This is a genomic window from Mucilaginibacter sp. P25 (assembly GCF_050859465.1).
Taxonomy (GTDB): domain Bacteria; phylum Bacteroidota; class Bacteroidia; order Sphingobacteriales; family Sphingobacteriaceae; genus Mucilaginibacter; species Mucilaginibacter gossypii.
This window is the reverse complement of the sequence record NZ_CP193937.1, coordinates 5870430-5887208: the sequence shown is the minus strand read 5'-3', so window position 1 is coordinate 5887208 and position 16779 is coordinate 5870430. Positions and strand designations below refer to the sequence as shown.

The following is a 16779-nucleotide window of genomic DNA, read 5'->3' as shown; positions in this document are numbered from 1 at the left end:
TGTTTCCCTATGTGATTAGTAGGATTTGGGAGGGGAAAAGTCCGGGGGCAGTAAGTCGGCAAGTCCAAAGTTGAATTTTGAACAATCTCCTATCAAGGTATAGATAAAGTTCTGGGAGTGGATAGGTCTATATAACTTTTGATTTCGAATTATTGTCTGAACTCGAATTTTTAGAATTTAAGGAATCAACATGATGCTATGCAAATTCTATAAATTTTCAAAATTCGTTCAATTCGAGTTCAGACAAAATCAACTATCTGTAAGTACACAAATACGAACTCTGCACTTCTGTTTTAACTTTAAATGAAGTATTTGCTTCAACCTCAAATACTTGTCCGTTGGTAAAAGTTTGCCATTGGCTTTGGCCTGGTAATAAAGCTTCAAGGCTGCCTTCAATTACGGTCATGGTTTCGTGGCTTGATGTGCCAAATTCATATTCGCCGGGTTCAATAACGCCGATAGTTGAGCGCCCTTGCGGAGTGGTGTATGCCAGTGATTTCACGGCACCTTCAAAATATTCGTTTACGTTGATCATGTTTAAAAATTTCGGCCTAATATGGTTAAATAAAATGAATTGTATTATAATTGGGGCTTAACTATTAAAAGCCGCCGTGCCGGCGAATGTTAAAATATGTGAAAAAAGTAATTTCGGTTGTGATTATTACTTCTTAAACATCGTTATTTGCATAAAATTTATATATGAGGAAAATCCAACTATTAATGCTGTTCGTTTTATCAGCTATAATATTCCAGGGCTGTAAAAAGGACGTTGTTACTTCTGCTTCCACTACTTCCGACCAAATACTTGCCGCAACTATAAATGGTACATCATGGATCCCGGATGATGTTACCGCTACTATAAATTATGATGCTACTGCTAAAACAAAATCATTTAATGTAGTTGGTACTGCTGACCTGAAAAGAGTAAAATGGACGATTACTTTAAGTGATGCTAATGCTACCAATGTCAATACTTTTCCGGTGGCTACTTATAAGGTTGATGCTACCAACAAGGTAAATATGGCTTACTTTACATCAACTGGCGGTACATCCTATAATCAGGTGGGTGTGGTTGAGCCAGGTTCGGGTTCTATCATAATTACCTCTATAGATCCATCAAAAAATGTGATAACCGGTACCTATAGCATGACCACGAAAAAAGTAAACTATAATGATGATGGTACCATTGCCTCTATTGAAACGTCGCAGATATTAGGTGGTACATTCACTAATCTACCTTATACCTTTACCCAGGTCAGTAATTAAATAAATTAGAAAATAAAACATGAACGCCCCGGGTTGCAATATCCCGGGGCGTTCATGTTTTAAAACCGATATATGATTATTGACCAGGGTTTGCTGGCCTGGTTGGGCTCGACGGATTAGGTGTCGGGCTTGGTGTTGTTGGGCTTGGCGTATTTGGTATAGGGCTTGGGTTAGGCGTATTTGGCTGCGGCGCCGGGTTAGGAGTATTAGGTGTTGGTGAAGGGTTTGGTGTTGGCGTTGGCGCAGGAGTTGGTACCCGAGTTGGATCAGTAGGCGTTGGTGTTGGACTTGGCACAGGATCTGTTGGTTTTGGTGTGGGCACCGGCGTTTTTGGTTTCTTTTTATTTTTATCTGGCACAGTATCCGTGGTCAATGTGTACTTTGTTACTGATACACCGTTATTTTGAGCTTGGTGTCCGTTAGCTAATGCCAAAGAGCCGGCTAATGACAGGGCGATAGCTGCGGCTGTTATTCTTAAATTTTTCATATTTTTTTCTTTTTATTTATGAAAAGTTAACTATTAATATAACTTGACAGGAAAGAAATAGTTTTTGAAATTTGAAATGAATCCAAGTCGAGTGCATTAACCACACCTATTGAAGTAGATGACCTGGGAATGCGACAGAATTATGACAGAGTTTGCATTGTTGATGAGTGGCCGGTTAAATATTACAGAAATTGAAATTTTAAGAGTATTTCAAGCCGACAGCAAGGGTAAAGGCTTTGTGCTGTCTTTTAATAATTTCAGTTCGGCAACAATGATAAAGCTTACAATTACCAGGAAGGCCCAGGAGCTTATTTTCTGATAATTTACCACTGTCCAGGCATGGTGCTGGTAGGCATAACGCCAGGCCCCAAGCCGGGTAGCTATATTTTCGGCAAGCCAGATGAAAAAGCCAATAAGCATAAATGATATTATTGTTGGTATGCGACAGGCTTTTCCTTGTAAATGAAAAACTACTACCGACCGCCTGAAAAAATAAAGGATCAGCACGCCTATGCCATAGCGGATATCGGGCATAAAATGATTGCTAAAAAAATTAAAGTATATCAAAATACCTATAGTGCGGGCAATATAACGGTTAGGCCAGTTTTGTATTTGCACGTTAAGCCTCCGCCACGCCTGGCACATATAACTGGCAACGCTGGCATACATAAAGCCGCTGTATAACGGTACGCCGCCTATTTTCAGATAAGCAAATTCGGGGTAAGTCCATGAACCATAATGAACCTTAAAAAGTTCCATCACGAGGCCCAGCAGGTGAAATATACAAATCACCAGCACTTCGTCTTTAGTCTCGATCCCTGTATAATATAGGGCTGCCTGGATAAACAGGCAGGCCATCAGCATAAAATCGTATCGGGGCAAAACACCGGTAAACAAATGAGAAAGTGCCAGCATGGTAAATACCAAAACGGGAAACAGGCAGGAAAACGCCTGCTGTTGAACAAAAATGCAGAAATGTTTAGCAGTTGTTTTCATAGATCAATTTAGGGCATATGCCTGGTCCATCCCCTGGATTTGGGTTTTATATTGCACCGGGAGCAGGGCATCCCTTAAAAACTTTCCGGGTTTTAGGTTTTTTACTGCTTTGTATACTTTTAAAATGGGCCACAGCCAGGCTGTTTTACCCAAAGGCAGTTGTTGACTTACCTGTATGGGCACGGTTAATAGCTGGGCTTGTTTCAGGATCTGGTAACGGATAAAACCAAGATGCTTTTTGTACTGATGATATAAATCGGCGGTAAAGGCGCTGTTAATTAAGTTGTTTTGAAGGTGTTCCTCGCGCATTTGCAGGTAGTGTTGATAATCTGTCGGCAAACCTGTTAACTGCATCCGTTTTCCAACTTTATTAAACACGTCAAATACTTCCGTTTTTTCGGTAATGCTAAGCGGCTTTTCCAATAGCTCATATGAACGAATGGAAAGATCGATCAGAAGAAATAGCACATCCCGGTAAGCCCAGTCGGGTATTTGAGAACCGCGTGCCGTTTCAACTCCTTTGTGTATAGCGTTTATTTTATCGATAGCCTTTAATGCTTCTTCCCGCTCCGAAAAAATGATCTGCCGGGAATAAGCTACGGTGCTAAACAATCGTGCCAATGGATCAGCCGGGAGTTTTCCGGTGAAATAAAGCCAGTCGACAGCCTTATTTAAAGCAAATTCGGCTGCGGCACCGGCAAAAATGAACAGGATGGTATCTGCCTTACCCCAAATCCTGCGCACTATCGAATGTTCATCTACAAAAAGATCCATGTTATATATTTTTAGCTGCTTTTATTTTGTTATTTATAAAAGTACTTTGTATTTCAAAGTTATTAGAATGATTTAAAGGTTGCAACAGAAATTGAAAATAAATTTCGGTTTAGGAAGGGAACTAAAGTCGAATGGAAACTAATATCCTAAATCTAATTATGTAGAAATTTAGTGATATTTATTAATTATTGTGATTTCATATGTTTAAGACGAAAAAAACGTTATAATTACACGTTTTTATACTTTTGCTATGTTGATAAGAATTGTTTTGGAGAACTTTCTCTCTTTTAAAGAGACTACGGAGTTTAATATGCTTACCGGCGATATTAGACGCCACTCTCATCATGTACATAAAAGTACAAATATTGATTTACTAAAATCAGCAGTAATTTATGGATCAAACGGAGCTGGTAAGTCCAACTTAATTCATGCTGTAGACTTTTTGAAGGATTTTATAATTGAGGGGGAAAACAATTTCTCAAATGAAAGCAAATTTAAGCTGGGATTGACTACTGAAAAACCGACCTTCATAGGTGTAGAATTCGTTAATAAGAATAAGGGGTATTACTATGGGATTGTATTTAACGAAGGCTCCATTTTAGAAGAGTTTCTTTATTTAGTTGGTTATGGTAAAAAGCCTGACGAATTGGTTTTTGAAAGAAAAGTATCTAAGAAAGGTAAATCTAAACTTAGCTTAAATCAAAAATATCTTAAATCTGAAAAAAATAAGATATTGATTGAGGTTTATGAAGACGATTTGTTAGATAAAAATGTCCCATTTCTTCATTTAGCAAGAGATAGAAAATTTAAAGATATATCAACCGCATATTTGTGGTTTGAGAAACAGATTTTAATAATTTTCCCAAGAGCTCGTTTTGTTGGATTAACAAATCTATTTATTGTAGATGATGATCTCAAAACTTTTACTAACGATATTATTAGGGAATTTCAAACAGGAGTAGACGAGATTGGAAATGGTAACATTGGATTTTGATTCTTTTTTTGGAGAAGACAATATCCAAGAGAAAGAAAGACTGTTGAAAAAAATCACATCTGGAACTCTTGAATCCATTGAAGGACACGGACCTAATACAGTAGCTTTATTAGAGAATGGAAAGCCTGTAGTAAAGAAGATTGTTTCGTTACATAATAATATTTTAGGTGAGAAAATAAAGTTCGAGCTTTTCGAGGAATCAGAAGGGACACTAAGGCTTTTGGATTTTATACCTGCTCTATTTCTAATAATAAACTATGATGTAACTGTATTTATCGACGAGAATAGATCAAAGCATTCATCCATCATTGTTGAAAGAATTTATAAGGAAAATTCTTTCAACTTCAGATAGAAAAGGGCAACTGATTTTTACAACTCATGAATCCAACCTTTTAGACTTAGACATTTTTAGGCAAGATGAGATATGGTTTGCAGAAAAAAATAAAGAGGGCGCAACATCTTTTTATCCTCTGAGTGATTATGAGATAAGAACCGACTTAGATATACGTAAAGGATATCTATCAGGAAGATTCGGAGCGATACCCTTTTTAGCTAATTTAAAAGATTTAAATTGGGCTAAAAATGAGTAGAAAAATTAATCGTGGATATAAAAAGGGTTTACCCTTTAGAGATTATAGAAAGTTTATTATTATATGTGAGGGGGAAAGGGAAGATGATTATTTTAAAGAGTTTAATAATATCAATAGACGGATTCAAATTCATGTTGTAGAAAGAGATAAGGGTAAGTCAGCAGTCAAATATCTATTGAACAGAGCTGCTAATTATGATGAGCAATATGGGATTGAACTTGAGGATTTTTTATGGTTTGTTTTAGATGTGGATCGCTGGCCAAAAGAACAAATTAATGAACTATTTCAAAATTGTGAACAAAAACAAAATTGGTTCATAGCAATTAGCAATCCTTGTTTTGAAGTATGGCTTCACTATCATATTTTAAAATTAATTCCTGCAGAATTGGATTCGCCCGCAAAATTGAAAAATAATTTATCTAAAATTATACAAGGTGGATATAATGTTAAAAAGGTCTATGCATTAATTGAAAATGCTATTTTAAATTCCAAGGCAGTTGACAGAAATGAAGATTATTATTTCCCGGAAATTTTTGTTACCAAGATTTACAAATTAGGTGAAATGATGGTCGCATTTCTGGGGAATAATTGGAAATAAAGCTATCCATAGAAAACATACACTTCCCTAAAAAACTAATTTTCCTCTCTCAACAATATTTAACATTCCGTTTTGCCAACCTAATGTCATTAAATCACCGTTGATTTCGTATTAAATAATTGTTATTCTATTTTTTTTACTTTCGCTTTTTATTAGCTCCCTGGGGTAAATTAGGTTTGATCAACTCCTGCCGGTCAAGCCTTTGGGGAAACTAAAGCAAAGCGTTTTTCATGGAAAGTAAATTGAGGTTGGCCGAATATAAAGTACTTTTATACAGGCTGTTTTTGGGGTATTTGTTTTATTTTATTGCCAGGGTATTGTTCTTTGCATTCAATACGCACCTGTTCGCTGTTGATAGCTTTTGGGCGCTGCTTAAATTGTGCTATTACGGTATGGCCTTTGATACCACGGCTTTACTGTACATCAACAGCCTGTTTATCCTGCTCAGCGTTTTGCCCTTAACTGTAAATACCCGGCCGGCTTTTCAAAAAGGTATGGCTATCCTGTACTTTGTTACCAATTTGCTTGCTTACGCCACCAACTTTGTTGATATCATTTACTATCGCTTTAGCCAGGTGCGTTCAACCAAGGCAACACTTGACGTATTGGCCGATGAAAATAACAAGAAACTGTTATTTACCCATTTTTCGGAAGCTTACTGGTATGTGATCATCATATTCATATTGTGTTCTGTTTGCTGGATCTGGCTCTATAACCGGGTGAAGCTAACACCTGCCGCAGCACGGGATAAAAAAGTATATTTCTTATCATCTATAATATCGTTCGTGCTCATTCTGGCGCTGGTTATCGGAGGCATTAGGGGCGATTTTGCACACAGTACCCGGCCTATTAATATGGTTGATGCTTATAAACACATCACGGTGCCCAACCAGGGTGATATTGTGCTGAATACCTCGTTCGCTATTTTCAGGACACTGGGCACCAACAACTACAAACTCCAGCACTGGACGGATGAGGCTTATATTAAAACCAACATCAAACCTATAAAACAATACAACACCAAGCCGGCTAATAAGCCTAATGTGGTGATCATTATACTCGAAAGTATGGCCCGCGAGTATTGGGGCAGTATGAACCGCGACGTTAATATACCGGGATTTAAATCCTATACACCTTTTTTGGATTCAATCTCCGGCAGCAGTCTTATATTTACCAATGCCTACGCAACGGGCAGGCAATCAATCCATGCCATGTCGTCGGTATTGGCGGGGATTCCCTCGTTTCAAAATGCTTTTACCTCATCGCCATATGCCAAACAGCAGATCCAGTCGATAGTGTCGGTTTGCGACAGCATGGGGTATCAGACTTCGTTCTTTCACGGGGCAGCCAACGGGTCGATGGGCTTCCAGGGCTTCGGCAGTATTTTGGGATATCAGCACTATTATGGCCGTACCGAATATAACGACGATAAAGATTTTGACGGCATCTGGGGCATTTGGGATGAATATTTTTTCCAGTTTATGGGGCATACGCTGAGCAATCAGACACAACCCTTTATGGCTACGCTGTTCACGCTGTCATCCCATGATCCATATCAGCTGCCCGAAAAATATAAAGCGAGGTTTAAGGGTGGTCCGCTGGCTATTGATAAATGTGTTCAGTATACGGATAATTCACTGCGGATTTTTTTCAATTATGCGAAGACCCAGCCCTGGTTTAACAATACCATTTTTGTGATCACGGCCGATCATACCAGTCAAACTTATTATCCTGAATATAGTAAGCAGGTTAACCGTTTTGCTGTGCCTATCCTGTTTTACAGCGCCAACAGCGCTTATAATCTGAAAGGTGTGCGTACTGATCTGGCATCGCAAATGGATATTTACCCAACTGTGGTGGATTTGATTGGTTATAACAAGCCCTTCAGATCATGGGGGAGGAGTTTGGTAGGCAACCATCCTGATGAGCAGCCAAGGGTGATCAACTCAACAGGTAACATCTACCAGTTTATGCAGGGTAACTATACCTACCTGTTTGATGGCAAAAACTTCACCGGCATTTTTGCCGTGGCCGACAAAGGACTGGAAAAAAACCTGATGACAGCGCAACCCAATGCCGAAATGCAAAAAGGCATGCAGGATTGTAAAGCCCTGATACAAGATTATACAGATAGGATTGTGAACGGGAAGCTGTTGGCGAGGTAGGGTTTCGATAGAAGCGGATACGCCTAATCAGTGTGGCAGGTACACTTATTTGCTACATATCCACACCACCCCAACTTTTCAACAATACCCTAAAACCCCCGCTAATGCATTAACTTTACCCGATTAACAGAAGGAGTAACCGCTTGGCTAAAGATACTACCAAAGAAACCCCCTTAATGCAGCAATATAATGCTATCAAAGTAAAGTATCCAGGTGCTTTATTGCTGTTTAGGGTGGGCGATTTTTATGAAACATTTGGCGAAGATGCCGTGAAGGCTGCCGGTATTTTAGGCATCGTGCTTACCCGCCGGGCAAACGGCGCCGCTACACATATTGAGCTTGCCGGTTTCCCCCACCATTCGCTTGATACTTACCTGCCTAAACTGGTACGTGCGGGACAGCGTGTGGCCATTTGCGATCAACTGGAAGATCCTAAAACTACCAAAACCATCGTTAAACGCGGTGTAACCGAACTGGTTACCCCCGGTGTCGCCACTAACGATAACATCCTTCAGCAAAAAAGCAATAACTACCTGGCCTCGCTGCATTTTGAAAAGAATACGATAGGCATTGCCCTGATCGATATCTCTACCGGCGAGTTCATGACCGCCCAGGGTAACAGCGATTATATTGATAAGCTGCTGCAAAGCTTTTCGCCCAGTGAAGTGATCTATCCCAAAAGCCGTACACGCGATTTTAAAGATACTTATGGCGATCGCTTTTACACCTATGCCCTTGACGAATGGCCATACAGCGGCGATTACGCCACTGAAACGTTGCTTAAGCACTTTGGTGTAAAATCGCTCAAAGGCTTTGGTATTGATAAACTGAATTTAGGCATCATCGCTGCCGGTGTTGCTATTCATTATTTGAATGAGACAGAACACCGTAACCTCGGGCATATTTCGGCCATCAGCAGGATTGAGGAGGATAGGTATCTTTGGCTCGACAGGTTCAGCATTCGCAACCTCGAACTGGTGGGTTCGGCCAATGAAAACGCCATGACACTGGTTGATGTGCTTGACCACACCTGCTCGCCTATGGGCGCGCGTTTGCTGCGTCGCTGGATTGTGATGCCTTTAAAGCAAATCAAAGCTATCAATGACCGCTTAGGCGTGGTTGAATACCTGATAGAAAACGAAGAGCTGAGGGAAGAGTTGCTCCAATATCTACGCCAGATAGGTGATTTGGAAAGGCTCATCTCAAAAATAGGTTTACAAAAAGCCAATCCACGTGAGGTTTGCCAGTTAAAAAAGGCCCTAACCGCCATAGCCCAAATTAAACGCATAGCCGAATCATCACAAAGTGCCCCGTTACGCGCCATTGGCGAGCAGCTTAACCCCTGTGCACTAATTTGCGAAAAGATAGAACGTGAATTAAACCCCGAGCCTCCGGTGATGCTGGTAAAAGGTTCGGTGATGAACGAGGGTATTAACGAGGAGCTTGACCGTTTGCGTAAGATCGCCTTCGGCGGTAAAGGTTACCTGCTGGAGATTCAGAAGCGCGAAGCTGAATTAACGGGCATCCCATCGCTTAAAGTATCGTTTAATAACGTGTTTGGCTATTATTTGGAGGTTACACACAGCCACCGGGATAAAGTGCCAACCGAATGGATCCGCAAGCAAACGCTGGTTAATGCCGAGCGGTACATTACCCCCGAACTTAAAGAATATGAAGAACAGATTTTAGGCGCCGAAGAAAAAATCTTCGCGCTTGAAACGCAGCTTTATAACGACCTGCTTTATTCGCTTGCCGAGTATATTAAACCTATCCAGTTGAATGCCCAACTGATAGCCCGTTTGGATGTGTTGCTCAACTTTGCAACCATCTCCATTAAAAACTACTACGTTAAGCCCGAGATTAATGAAAGCAAGGTACTTGACATTAAGGGCGGTCGCCACCCTGTTATTGAAAAGAACCTGCCGATAGGCGAGGAGTACATCACCAACAGCGTTTACCTCGATTCGGAAACCCAGCAGATCATCATTATTACGGGCCCTAATATGGCGGGAAAGTCGGCTTTATTAAGGCAAACAGGCTTGATAGTACTGATGGCCCAAATGGGTTGTTTTGTGCCGGCTAAAGCTGCGTCAATAGGCCTGGTCGATAAGATCTTTACCAGGGTAGGTGCCTCGGATAACCTTTCATCCGGCGAATCGACCTTTATGGTGGAGATGAACGAAACTGCCAGTATCCTCAATAACCTGAGCGACAGGAGCCTGATCCTGCTGGATGAGATCGGTCGCGGTACTTCAACGTATGACGGGATCTCCATTGCATGGTCAATTGCCGAGTATCTGCATAATCACCCTACGGCAAGGGCTAAAACGCTGTTTGCAACCCACTATCATGAGCTTAATGAACTCAGCAATTCGTTTAACCGCGTTAAAAACTTTAATGTATCGGTTAAAGAAGTGGGGCAGCAGATCATCTTTTTACGTAAACTGGTACCGGGTGGCAGCGAGCACAGCTTTGGGATCCACGTGGCTAAACTGGCAGGTATGCCTTCAAAAGTACTTTCCCGTGCCAATGAAATTTTAAAGAAACTGGAAAATGAACGCACCGGCGGCGAGCATATCAAAGAAAGTATCCGCAAGGTTCAGAAACAAGCTGTACAAATGCAGATGTTTTCAATAGATGACCCCGTATTGGTGAAGATACGCGATACCCTGAATAACCTTGATGTAAATACATTAACCCCGGTTGAGGCATTGATGAAGCTGGACGAAATCCAAAGGGTGGTGAAGAGTTGATTTTCGAAGTCCGAAAGTCCGATGTCCGTAAAGTCCGAAAGTTTTGACCTCTTGCCCGAAAGCCAGGAGCAGTTTTAATGAGTTATGCATTTTTACTTCCGGACTTTCGGACATCGGCCTTGCAGACTTCTTCCACCCATGTTAATATGTTAAAAACATCCGCATCCTCTCAATAAACATTAAAGTTAATTTTACTTTATGAGCATATACCTGCGTCGTAGTTTTTATTTGTTTATACTTTTCCTTTCCCCATTTATATTAAGTTCATGTCACTCGCGCAAGGCCGCTATGCGCGGCCAGCCGGGTGAGGTGGTTAATCCGTCACCTGATATCGCTTCAAAATATTCCGAAATTATGGAGGTTGATAAGGGCAGTATTCAAAATGGTCGCCTTTACGCTTTTATTGATCAATGGATGGGAACACCCTATAAATTTGGTGGATTAGATAAAGACGGGATCGACTGTTCAGGGCTGACTTTTTTGCTGGAACAGCAGGTTTATGGTATTACCATTCCCCGCATGACCAGCAAGCAGATATCCGTCATCAAACGAAAATATGAAGACGAGCTAAAGGAAGGCGACCTGGTGTTTTTTGATTTCGACGGAAAGCAGTTTAGCCATGTGGGTGTTTACCTGCAAAATGGCTACGTAGTACATGCCAGCTCACGTCGCGGGGTTATCATCGTAAAACTGCGCGATCCATCATTATACAAGTACTTTTCGAGGGCAGGTTCTATTGAAAATGTACCTACAAGCATGAATTAGGTAATACAAATTTTAGGAGGATTTTTGCGAACTACACCAATATAAAGTTTAAATCGCCTTCATGTAATTCGTTAAAATTTGAGCCAATTTGTGCAGTAATTTTCAATAATTTTGCACCATCATGGCCGACAAAAAAAGATTACTCATTCTGGACTAAGTACAAGCGGTTCGCAGGCACCGAGATCATGCTTTATGTGATCATGGTGCTTGGTATTATCCTCGGTATCGTGATATTTAGTTACCTTTAACTAAGGTAACGTTATCATTATCTACATCCGCAATTGACTGGTAAAAATCAACAAGGTCCTGATAGGTGTCTTTACTATATGTACCATCTATGATCTGTAGCTTGCGACTGTATACCAGCTTATCCCCATTTACAGTTGCACTTGATTCAAACTTTCCGAAAGGTTTTTCGATACTTACTTTTTTAGGGCGCATATCAACCTTGTATCCTGCGGGTAGGGTATAAGTGATCTCATCCTCATCGGTATATCCACGGTTAATGTAAACATCGTTATGTCGGTTACGGACCTCACGTAACGGCGAACTTACACGGTTGGCCGGGTTGGCCAGAAAAATTATTTTTCCGTCAGATACCGAGCCATAGTCTGTAGCCGAAATTTTTAACGTTTCGGTGGTGTATGGTTGTTCAACTTTAAACTGCTTCAGATCTGCACTTTCAATATCAAGGTTATTAATGGGATAAATCTTCTTCAGATCTTTGATCTGTTCTGTTTTCGATTCATAGATCACATGATCACGATCTTCATAATTAGTGCCCTTGAAATTGGTAACCATTGTGCCTGACAGGTTACCGTTGGCACTTAATGTAAAATTGGCTTTGCGTTGTTCAAGATTAGCCTGGGCCGTGTATTTTGGCGTATGCATTAATTTGCCACCTTGCGGTGTACAGGCCAGCACAATACGGTCATCAGTGAAATCGCCTAAAAAGCCAAACGGTATGTTCTGACTGGTACATTCTAAAAAGGTGGTATCATTTTTAAAAGGCAGGCACAAAATAACATGATTGCCCTGGTCCATGCTTGCAAAGTCGGGCTGAAAGTTTACTTTGGATGGTCCTGCTTCCACTACGCAGTAGTATGAATCAATGTTGATAGCCTTTAATAAGGCCTGCGTGTAGTTAACCAGGGCTTTGCAATCACCATAATTTTGAGCATCAACATCTGATGCCAGGAAGGGTTGATAACCGCCTATCCCTACTTGTATACTAATGTAATGCGTTTTGCTTTGCATGTATTCATAAACCTTGCGCGCTTTGGCTTTAGGGTCGGTTATTGAACTTGTAAGCTCTTTTACTTTCGCCACTGTTTGAGGCGAAAGCTGCTGGCGGCCTGCGTTAAGCTTGTCATATTGCCATTGCCCAAGTTCTTTCCAGTTGGTAAATGAGCCACTGATACCACGGTAAATGAATTTTTCGGGCGCTATTTCCAGCCTGGGCATTATTGATCGGTAAACAGGGCTGTAAGGTTCATGCTTTAAAGCTTTCAGGTTGCTAATTTGCCAGTTGTATGTTTGTAGCCCAAGCTTATTGGTGCCAATTGTTACCTTAACAGGTAAATTGGTTTGTTTGTATTTGATTTTAAAATCGGGCTTGCAGATAAATGTATACGAGCTTTTTTCAACTGCTATACCATCCGAAGGAATAGGTTGCCAGCTCTCAAGGTCAAGTGATTGTTTTGACTTTACATCATACTCATAACTTACGGTGTAAGGATAATCATTTACCCTGGGTTGATAATGTTTTATCTTTAGGTCGGTAAAAAGTGAAAAGCCATCGTGATTGCTGTCATCATCAAAGTCGCTTTCTGAAAATTTACCTGTGGGCTTGCCCCATTGGTTGTAAATCATTCCTTTTATATCCTTAATATAACGACTTTTGTCATGCCATATCGCTATATCAACGTCATCGTCACCATTTTTATTGAGTACGGTTATTACTTGTTTTACGTGACAAAGTGTGTTATCTAAGTCTTTAACCTCAACAGTAACTTCCTCATTACGCACTATTGAGCTGGCATAAGGCAAAAGGTCTTTTGAAATGAGCGATACGTCGTAGTTTTCCTGTGCTTTTACACAGGTTACCGCCAAAAAGATAAAAAGGGTAGTTAAAAATGCTTTCATTATTTTTTCTTGAAGATCATATCTCCTTTTTCCGTTAGAATGATCTTATTAAACAGCTCCTTAAGATAAGGGTATTCGGCCGAATCATAAACCGACTTGTTAAACTGGGTAATGTTTGAAAAGGTAAAACTGTTATTGTCCTGGCTCTCAAACGTGGTAGCAAACATGCCGCCTTTGTTTGGTAATGAAAACGCTACTATCTGGGGCGGGGTTTCAATGATATATTGCGCAGGCAGGTGCATCACCAAAACAAGCCTCTTGTCTGAGGCAAAGGCCCAGTCAACAGGATAATCACGTTCGGCAAGTTTGAACGGGTTGGTGGTGCGTTTTTCCCAAAAATAAGGGTTAAATGCAAGCTTATCATGATTGGTATTATCAAATGCATCTATCTCCACTTCAAAGGTTTCACGTAGCGGGTTGTCAAGACTGTCGAGATTTGCTATGTCTGACTTAAGTACTTTTAATTTAGGTTGTTTCTCGTCAAAATCTTCAACATATTCATCAACAGTATTAAACTTTTTAATGACTTTGCGTTTTTCGTAAGCGTCGTAACCTTTGTAGTAATTGGTTATTGTACCTTTTAGCTTTCCATTATCAAGCAGTGTAAGATCGAACATCCGTGTGGTGGCCGCTTTTTGCTGAGTGCTTAACTCTATCCAGTATGATGGTTTATTAAGGCTAATCACCCTTCCCTTATCGTTTATACATTTAAGAGGGAGTAAACCGAAGGACAATAACGGATCGGTAGCATCGAGCAGGTAGGTTTGATCGCCAATAGTTAACCTGGCTATAACGTAGTTAAAGTCGCTAAGTACCGGGTAAAGGTTATTCACCATTCCATGGTCGCGGGTTGAAAGCAATACGGCATCGGCGTTAAGGCCAGCAGCGCTTAGCGCGGTAATAAGTGTCAGATTAATATCGGCGATACTGCCGGTGTGAGTATCAAGGGCTTTCTTAATACCTTCGTTACTTTCTATACCGATATAATCGTTCCATTTTAACTGTTTTTGTACCCAATTGTAGATGGTTTCAGCTTTATCCAGATCATCCGTTTTACCCGCAATAACAGGGGCTATGCGTTCTTTAAGCAAGCTGGTCCGTTTTAACTGGGAGCCAAATCCGTCTGATATTTTTAACTGGCGGTCAACGTCACTCCATTCCTTGCTTATAACACTTTTAACATTGGTATAAGGATTTGTCCATTCAACCAGTTCGAAAAATATAGCTGACAGGAAATTTTTACGCGCCGTCATATAATCTTCTTCAACAAAGGCCGGGATATCTTTCATGGCATAAGTAATGTGCGAGCAATCGGCTTTGGAGCCTCCGGATGAGAAGCATTCGCGTTCAACTTCCGAAGTGCTTTTAGTGAGTTTCAGTGCTCCGCGTAATGACGCGTTAAAGTTCCAAAAGCCTGGGATATGTACTTCATATTGAGAGTATACTTTAGGAACATCATCCTGGAAATTCCATCCATGAAATAAATCCCAATACGGAGATACAACTTCGTATTTATATTCAATGACACAGCCGGGGCGTAAGGCAGGTAATACAAATTTTACTGTGCTGCCATACTTATAATCTTTTACGGTATAAACTTTTTTGGTGTCCAGTTCGACCTGTTGAATTATGCCGTTATCATCCTTGTAATAAGTTGTTCCGCTAATGTTTTGAACTTCTTCAAAACTATTATCGCCGTTATGGATGGGAATTGCGATAGTACCTTTGTTAAGGCCTTCTTTACTGAAGATCTTTATTTTGGTATGATAGGTAAATACCATCCTGATATGGTCACTGACTTCATCAATTCTGGTTTTGCCAAATTCGTTAAAAAAACGGCATTTGCCTGCGGATCTTTATCATATTTGGCCATTTCAATCTCCTGGTCGGTGATTCCGGTTTCAAAATCCTGTGCGGCAGCTTTGAGTGATAAGCTGATAAAAATCAAAAGAATAAGAGTGATTTTGTTCATACAAATTGTGATAATTAGGGATAATCAAATTAAATAATAAATTGGTATATTAAATAAATTAAAAAATTTATTCTGCTGATTAATTTTAGGACATTTGCGACCTTTGCATCTCTGAACACTTACAAATGAAATTAAATTTAAAACGGCCCCTGGCTTTCTTTGATCTTGAAACAACAGGTACCAATATCGGTGCCGACCGTATAGTTGAAATATCTGTTATCAAGCTTAATCCTGATGGCAGCGAAGAAGTGAGAACGTGGCGTGTTCACCCGGGCATTCCTATCCCGCTCGAGTCGTCGCTGGTGCACGGCATCTACGATGAGCACATACAAAACGAAAAGCAATTTAAAGAGCTTGGCCAGGAAATAGCCGATTTTATTGGTGATAGCGATTTGGCCGGATACAATTCAAATAAGTTTGATATCCCCATGATTATGGAGGAATTTTTACGTTCCGGAGTGGATTTCAACCTGGATGCCCGCCATTTTGTTGATGTACAGAACATATTTCATCAAATGGAGCAACGCACGTTAAAGGCTGCCTACCAGTTTTATTGCAATAAAGTAATTGAAAACGCCCATTCGGCCGAAGCAGATACCCGCGCTACCATGGAAGTTTTGCTGGCGCAGATTGAGCGTTATGAAAATGTAGAGTGGGAGGATAAAAAAGGTAATAAAATAATCCCTGTTGTGGGCGATGTTGAAGCGCTGCACGCATTTACTAACCTGAGCAAACCGGTTGATTTTGCCGGTCGTATGGTTTATAATGAACAGGGCGAGGAGTTGATAAACTTTGGCAAACATAAAGGCAAACGTGTTGAAGACGTGTTGAACGCCGAGCCAAGTTATTACTCATGGATGATGCAGGGTGATTTTCCGCTTTATACTAAACGCAAACTCGAAGAAATTTACACCCGCTGGAACGCCAAAAAAGCAGCCGAACGCCAGGCCAACAAAGCTGCCCAGCCAAAACCGGCAGATCAACAGCCCGCTGCTTCTAAACCTGAGTACCAGAAAAAAGAGTATACCAAGCCCGATCATACCAAAAATCAGCAGTATCAAAACAAACCTTTTAAAAAGAAGGATGAGCCAGCCCAGCCGGTTAACGATGATATGCTGGCCCAGTTAGCGTTGAAGTTTAAAAAAGGATAATATTTTGAACCCTGATTTTAGGATTAAAGGATTTTAGGATTTTTTATTGAAACCCTTGCATAAATAATTGCAAGGGTTTTTTGTTGATATTATTTTGAAACCAGAAAAGGAAGGATACGTTAA

At 40.5% G+C, this 16779-nt stretch carries 16 protein-coding genes; 9 read left to right on the top strand and 7 right to left on the bottom strand.

The genetic code is table 11. The features are described 5' to 3' along the window. Nucleotides 1-253: 253 nt before the first annotated feature. Nucleotides 254-535: a pyrimidine/purine nucleoside phosphorylase gene (locus ACRQ5D_RS29650; RefSeq protein WP_091162376.1), complete on the bottom strand. Its 282-nt coding sequence runs from the start codon at nt 533-535 to the stop codon at nt 254-256. Between the two features lie 164 nt (nt 536-699). Here ACRQ5D_RS29650 and ACRQ5D_RS29645 point away from each other — a divergent pair, with 164 nt between their 5' ends. Continuing rightward, on the top strand, nt 700-1266 hold the full coding sequence (locus tag ACRQ5D_RS29645; RefSeq protein ID WP_432327523.1) for a hypothetical protein: 567 nt from the start codon (nt 700-702) through the stop codon (nt 1264-1266). 76 nt (nt 1267-1342) lie between these two features. Here ACRQ5D_RS29645 and ACRQ5D_RS29640 read toward each other — a convergent pair whose 3' ends face one another. The 3 genes from ACRQ5D_RS29640 to ACRQ5D_RS29630 form a co-directional block, all read right to left on the bottom strand. Then, nucleotides 1343-1753: a hypothetical protein gene (locus ACRQ5D_RS29640; protein ID WP_432327521.1), complete on the bottom strand. Its 411-nt coding sequence runs from the start codon at nt 1751-1753 to the stop codon at nt 1343-1345. 210 nt (nt 1754-1963) lie between these two features. Next, nucleotides 1964-2749: a DUF817 domain-containing protein gene (locus ACRQ5D_RS29635; RefSeq protein WP_432327519.1), complete on the bottom strand. Its 786-nt coding sequence runs from the start codon at nt 2747-2749 to the stop codon at nt 1964-1966. Nucleotides 2750-2752: 3 nt separating this feature from the next. Continuing rightward, complete coding sequence (locus ACRQ5D_RS29630; RefSeq protein WP_432327517.1) at nt 2753-3523, bottom strand: oxygenase MpaB family protein; 771 nt, start codon at nt 3521-3523, stop codon at nt 2753-2755. A 310-nt stretch (nt 3524-3833) separates the two neighbouring features. Between ACRQ5D_RS29630 and ACRQ5D_RS29625 the strand changes: the two genes are divergently transcribed. The 7 genes from ACRQ5D_RS29625 (at nt 3834) to ACRQ5D_RS29595 (ending at nt 11388) form a co-directional block, all read left to right on the top strand. Then, nucleotides 3834-4517 (top strand): AAA family ATPase, encoded by a 684-nt coding sequence (locus ACRQ5D_RS29625; protein WP_432327515.1) that lies wholly within the window; start codon nt 3834-3836, stop codon nt 4515-4517. Further along, a complete protein-coding gene (locus ACRQ5D_RS29620; protein ID WP_432327513.1) occupies nt 4498-4869 on the top strand; it encodes a hypothetical protein in 372 nt (123 codons plus the stop codon). Before ACRQ5D_RS29625 ends, ACRQ5D_RS29620 begins: the two co-directional genes overlap by 20 nt. Further along, on the top strand, nt 4829-5107 hold the full coding sequence (locus ACRQ5D_RS29615) for an AAA family ATPase (RefSeq protein ID WP_432327511.1): 279 nt from the start codon (nt 4829-4831) through the stop codon (nt 5105-5107). The genes ACRQ5D_RS29620 and ACRQ5D_RS29615 overlap by 41 nt, the downstream gene beginning before the upstream one ends. Further along, nucleotides 5100-5705, top strand: coding sequence for an RloB family protein (locus tag ACRQ5D_RS29610; RefSeq protein WP_432327509.1), 606 nt, complete (start codon nt 5100-5102; stop codon nt 5703-5705). Before ACRQ5D_RS29615 ends, ACRQ5D_RS29610 begins: the two co-directional genes overlap by 8 nt. A gap of 230 nt (nt 5706-5935) precedes the next feature. Next, nucleotides 5936-7870, top strand: a complete 1935-nt coding sequence (locus ACRQ5D_RS29605) for an LTA synthase family protein (protein ID WP_432327508.1) — start codon at nt 5936-5938, stop codon at nt 7868-7870. A 143-nt stretch (nt 7871-8013) separates the two neighbouring features. Then, nucleotides 8014-10623, top strand: coding sequence for a DNA mismatch repair protein MutS (gene mutS / locus ACRQ5D_RS29600; protein WP_091162391.1), 2610 nt, complete (start codon nt 8014-8016; stop codon nt 10621-10623). A gap of 198 nt (nt 10624-10821) precedes the next feature. Further along, a complete protein-coding gene (locus ACRQ5D_RS29595) occupies nt 10822-11388 on the top strand; it encodes a C40 family peptidase (protein WP_176844331.1) in 567 nt (188 codons plus the stop codon). A gap of 234 nt (nt 11389-11622) precedes the next feature. On the opposite strand, the gene ACRQ5D_RS29590 is transcribed toward ACRQ5D_RS29595, so the two are convergent. Genes ACRQ5D_RS29590 through ACRQ5D_RS29580 form a run of 3 tightly spaced genes read right to left on the bottom strand, consistent with a single transcriptional unit; the run spans nt 11623 to nt 15505 of the window. Continuing rightward, nucleotides 11623-13533: a DUF3857 domain-containing protein gene (locus ACRQ5D_RS29590; RefSeq protein WP_091162393.1), complete on the bottom strand. Its 1911-nt coding sequence runs from the start codon at nt 13531-13533 to the stop codon at nt 11623-11625. Continuing rightward, nucleotides 13533-15314, bottom strand: coding sequence for a DUF3857 domain-containing protein (locus tag ACRQ5D_RS29585; protein WP_432327505.1), 1782 nt, complete (start codon nt 15312-15314; stop codon nt 13533-13535). Before ACRQ5D_RS29585 ends, ACRQ5D_RS29590 begins: the two co-directional genes overlap by 1 nt. Continuing rightward, the gene (locus ACRQ5D_RS29580; protein ID WP_432327503.1) at nt 15287-15505 is read right to left on the bottom strand and encodes a hypothetical protein; all 219 of its coding nucleotides are present in this window, start codon (nt 15503-15505) and stop codon (nt 15287-15289) included. Before ACRQ5D_RS29580 ends, ACRQ5D_RS29585 begins: the two co-directional genes overlap by 28 nt. Before the next feature lie 125 nt (nt 15506-15630). Between ACRQ5D_RS29580 and ACRQ5D_RS29575 the strand changes: the two genes are divergently transcribed. Continuing rightward, nucleotides 15631-16656, top strand: coding sequence for a 3'-5' exonuclease (locus ACRQ5D_RS29575; RefSeq protein ID WP_091162396.1), 1026 nt, complete (start codon nt 15631-15633; stop codon nt 16654-16656). The last annotated feature ends 123 nt before the right edge of the window (nt 16657-16779 follow it).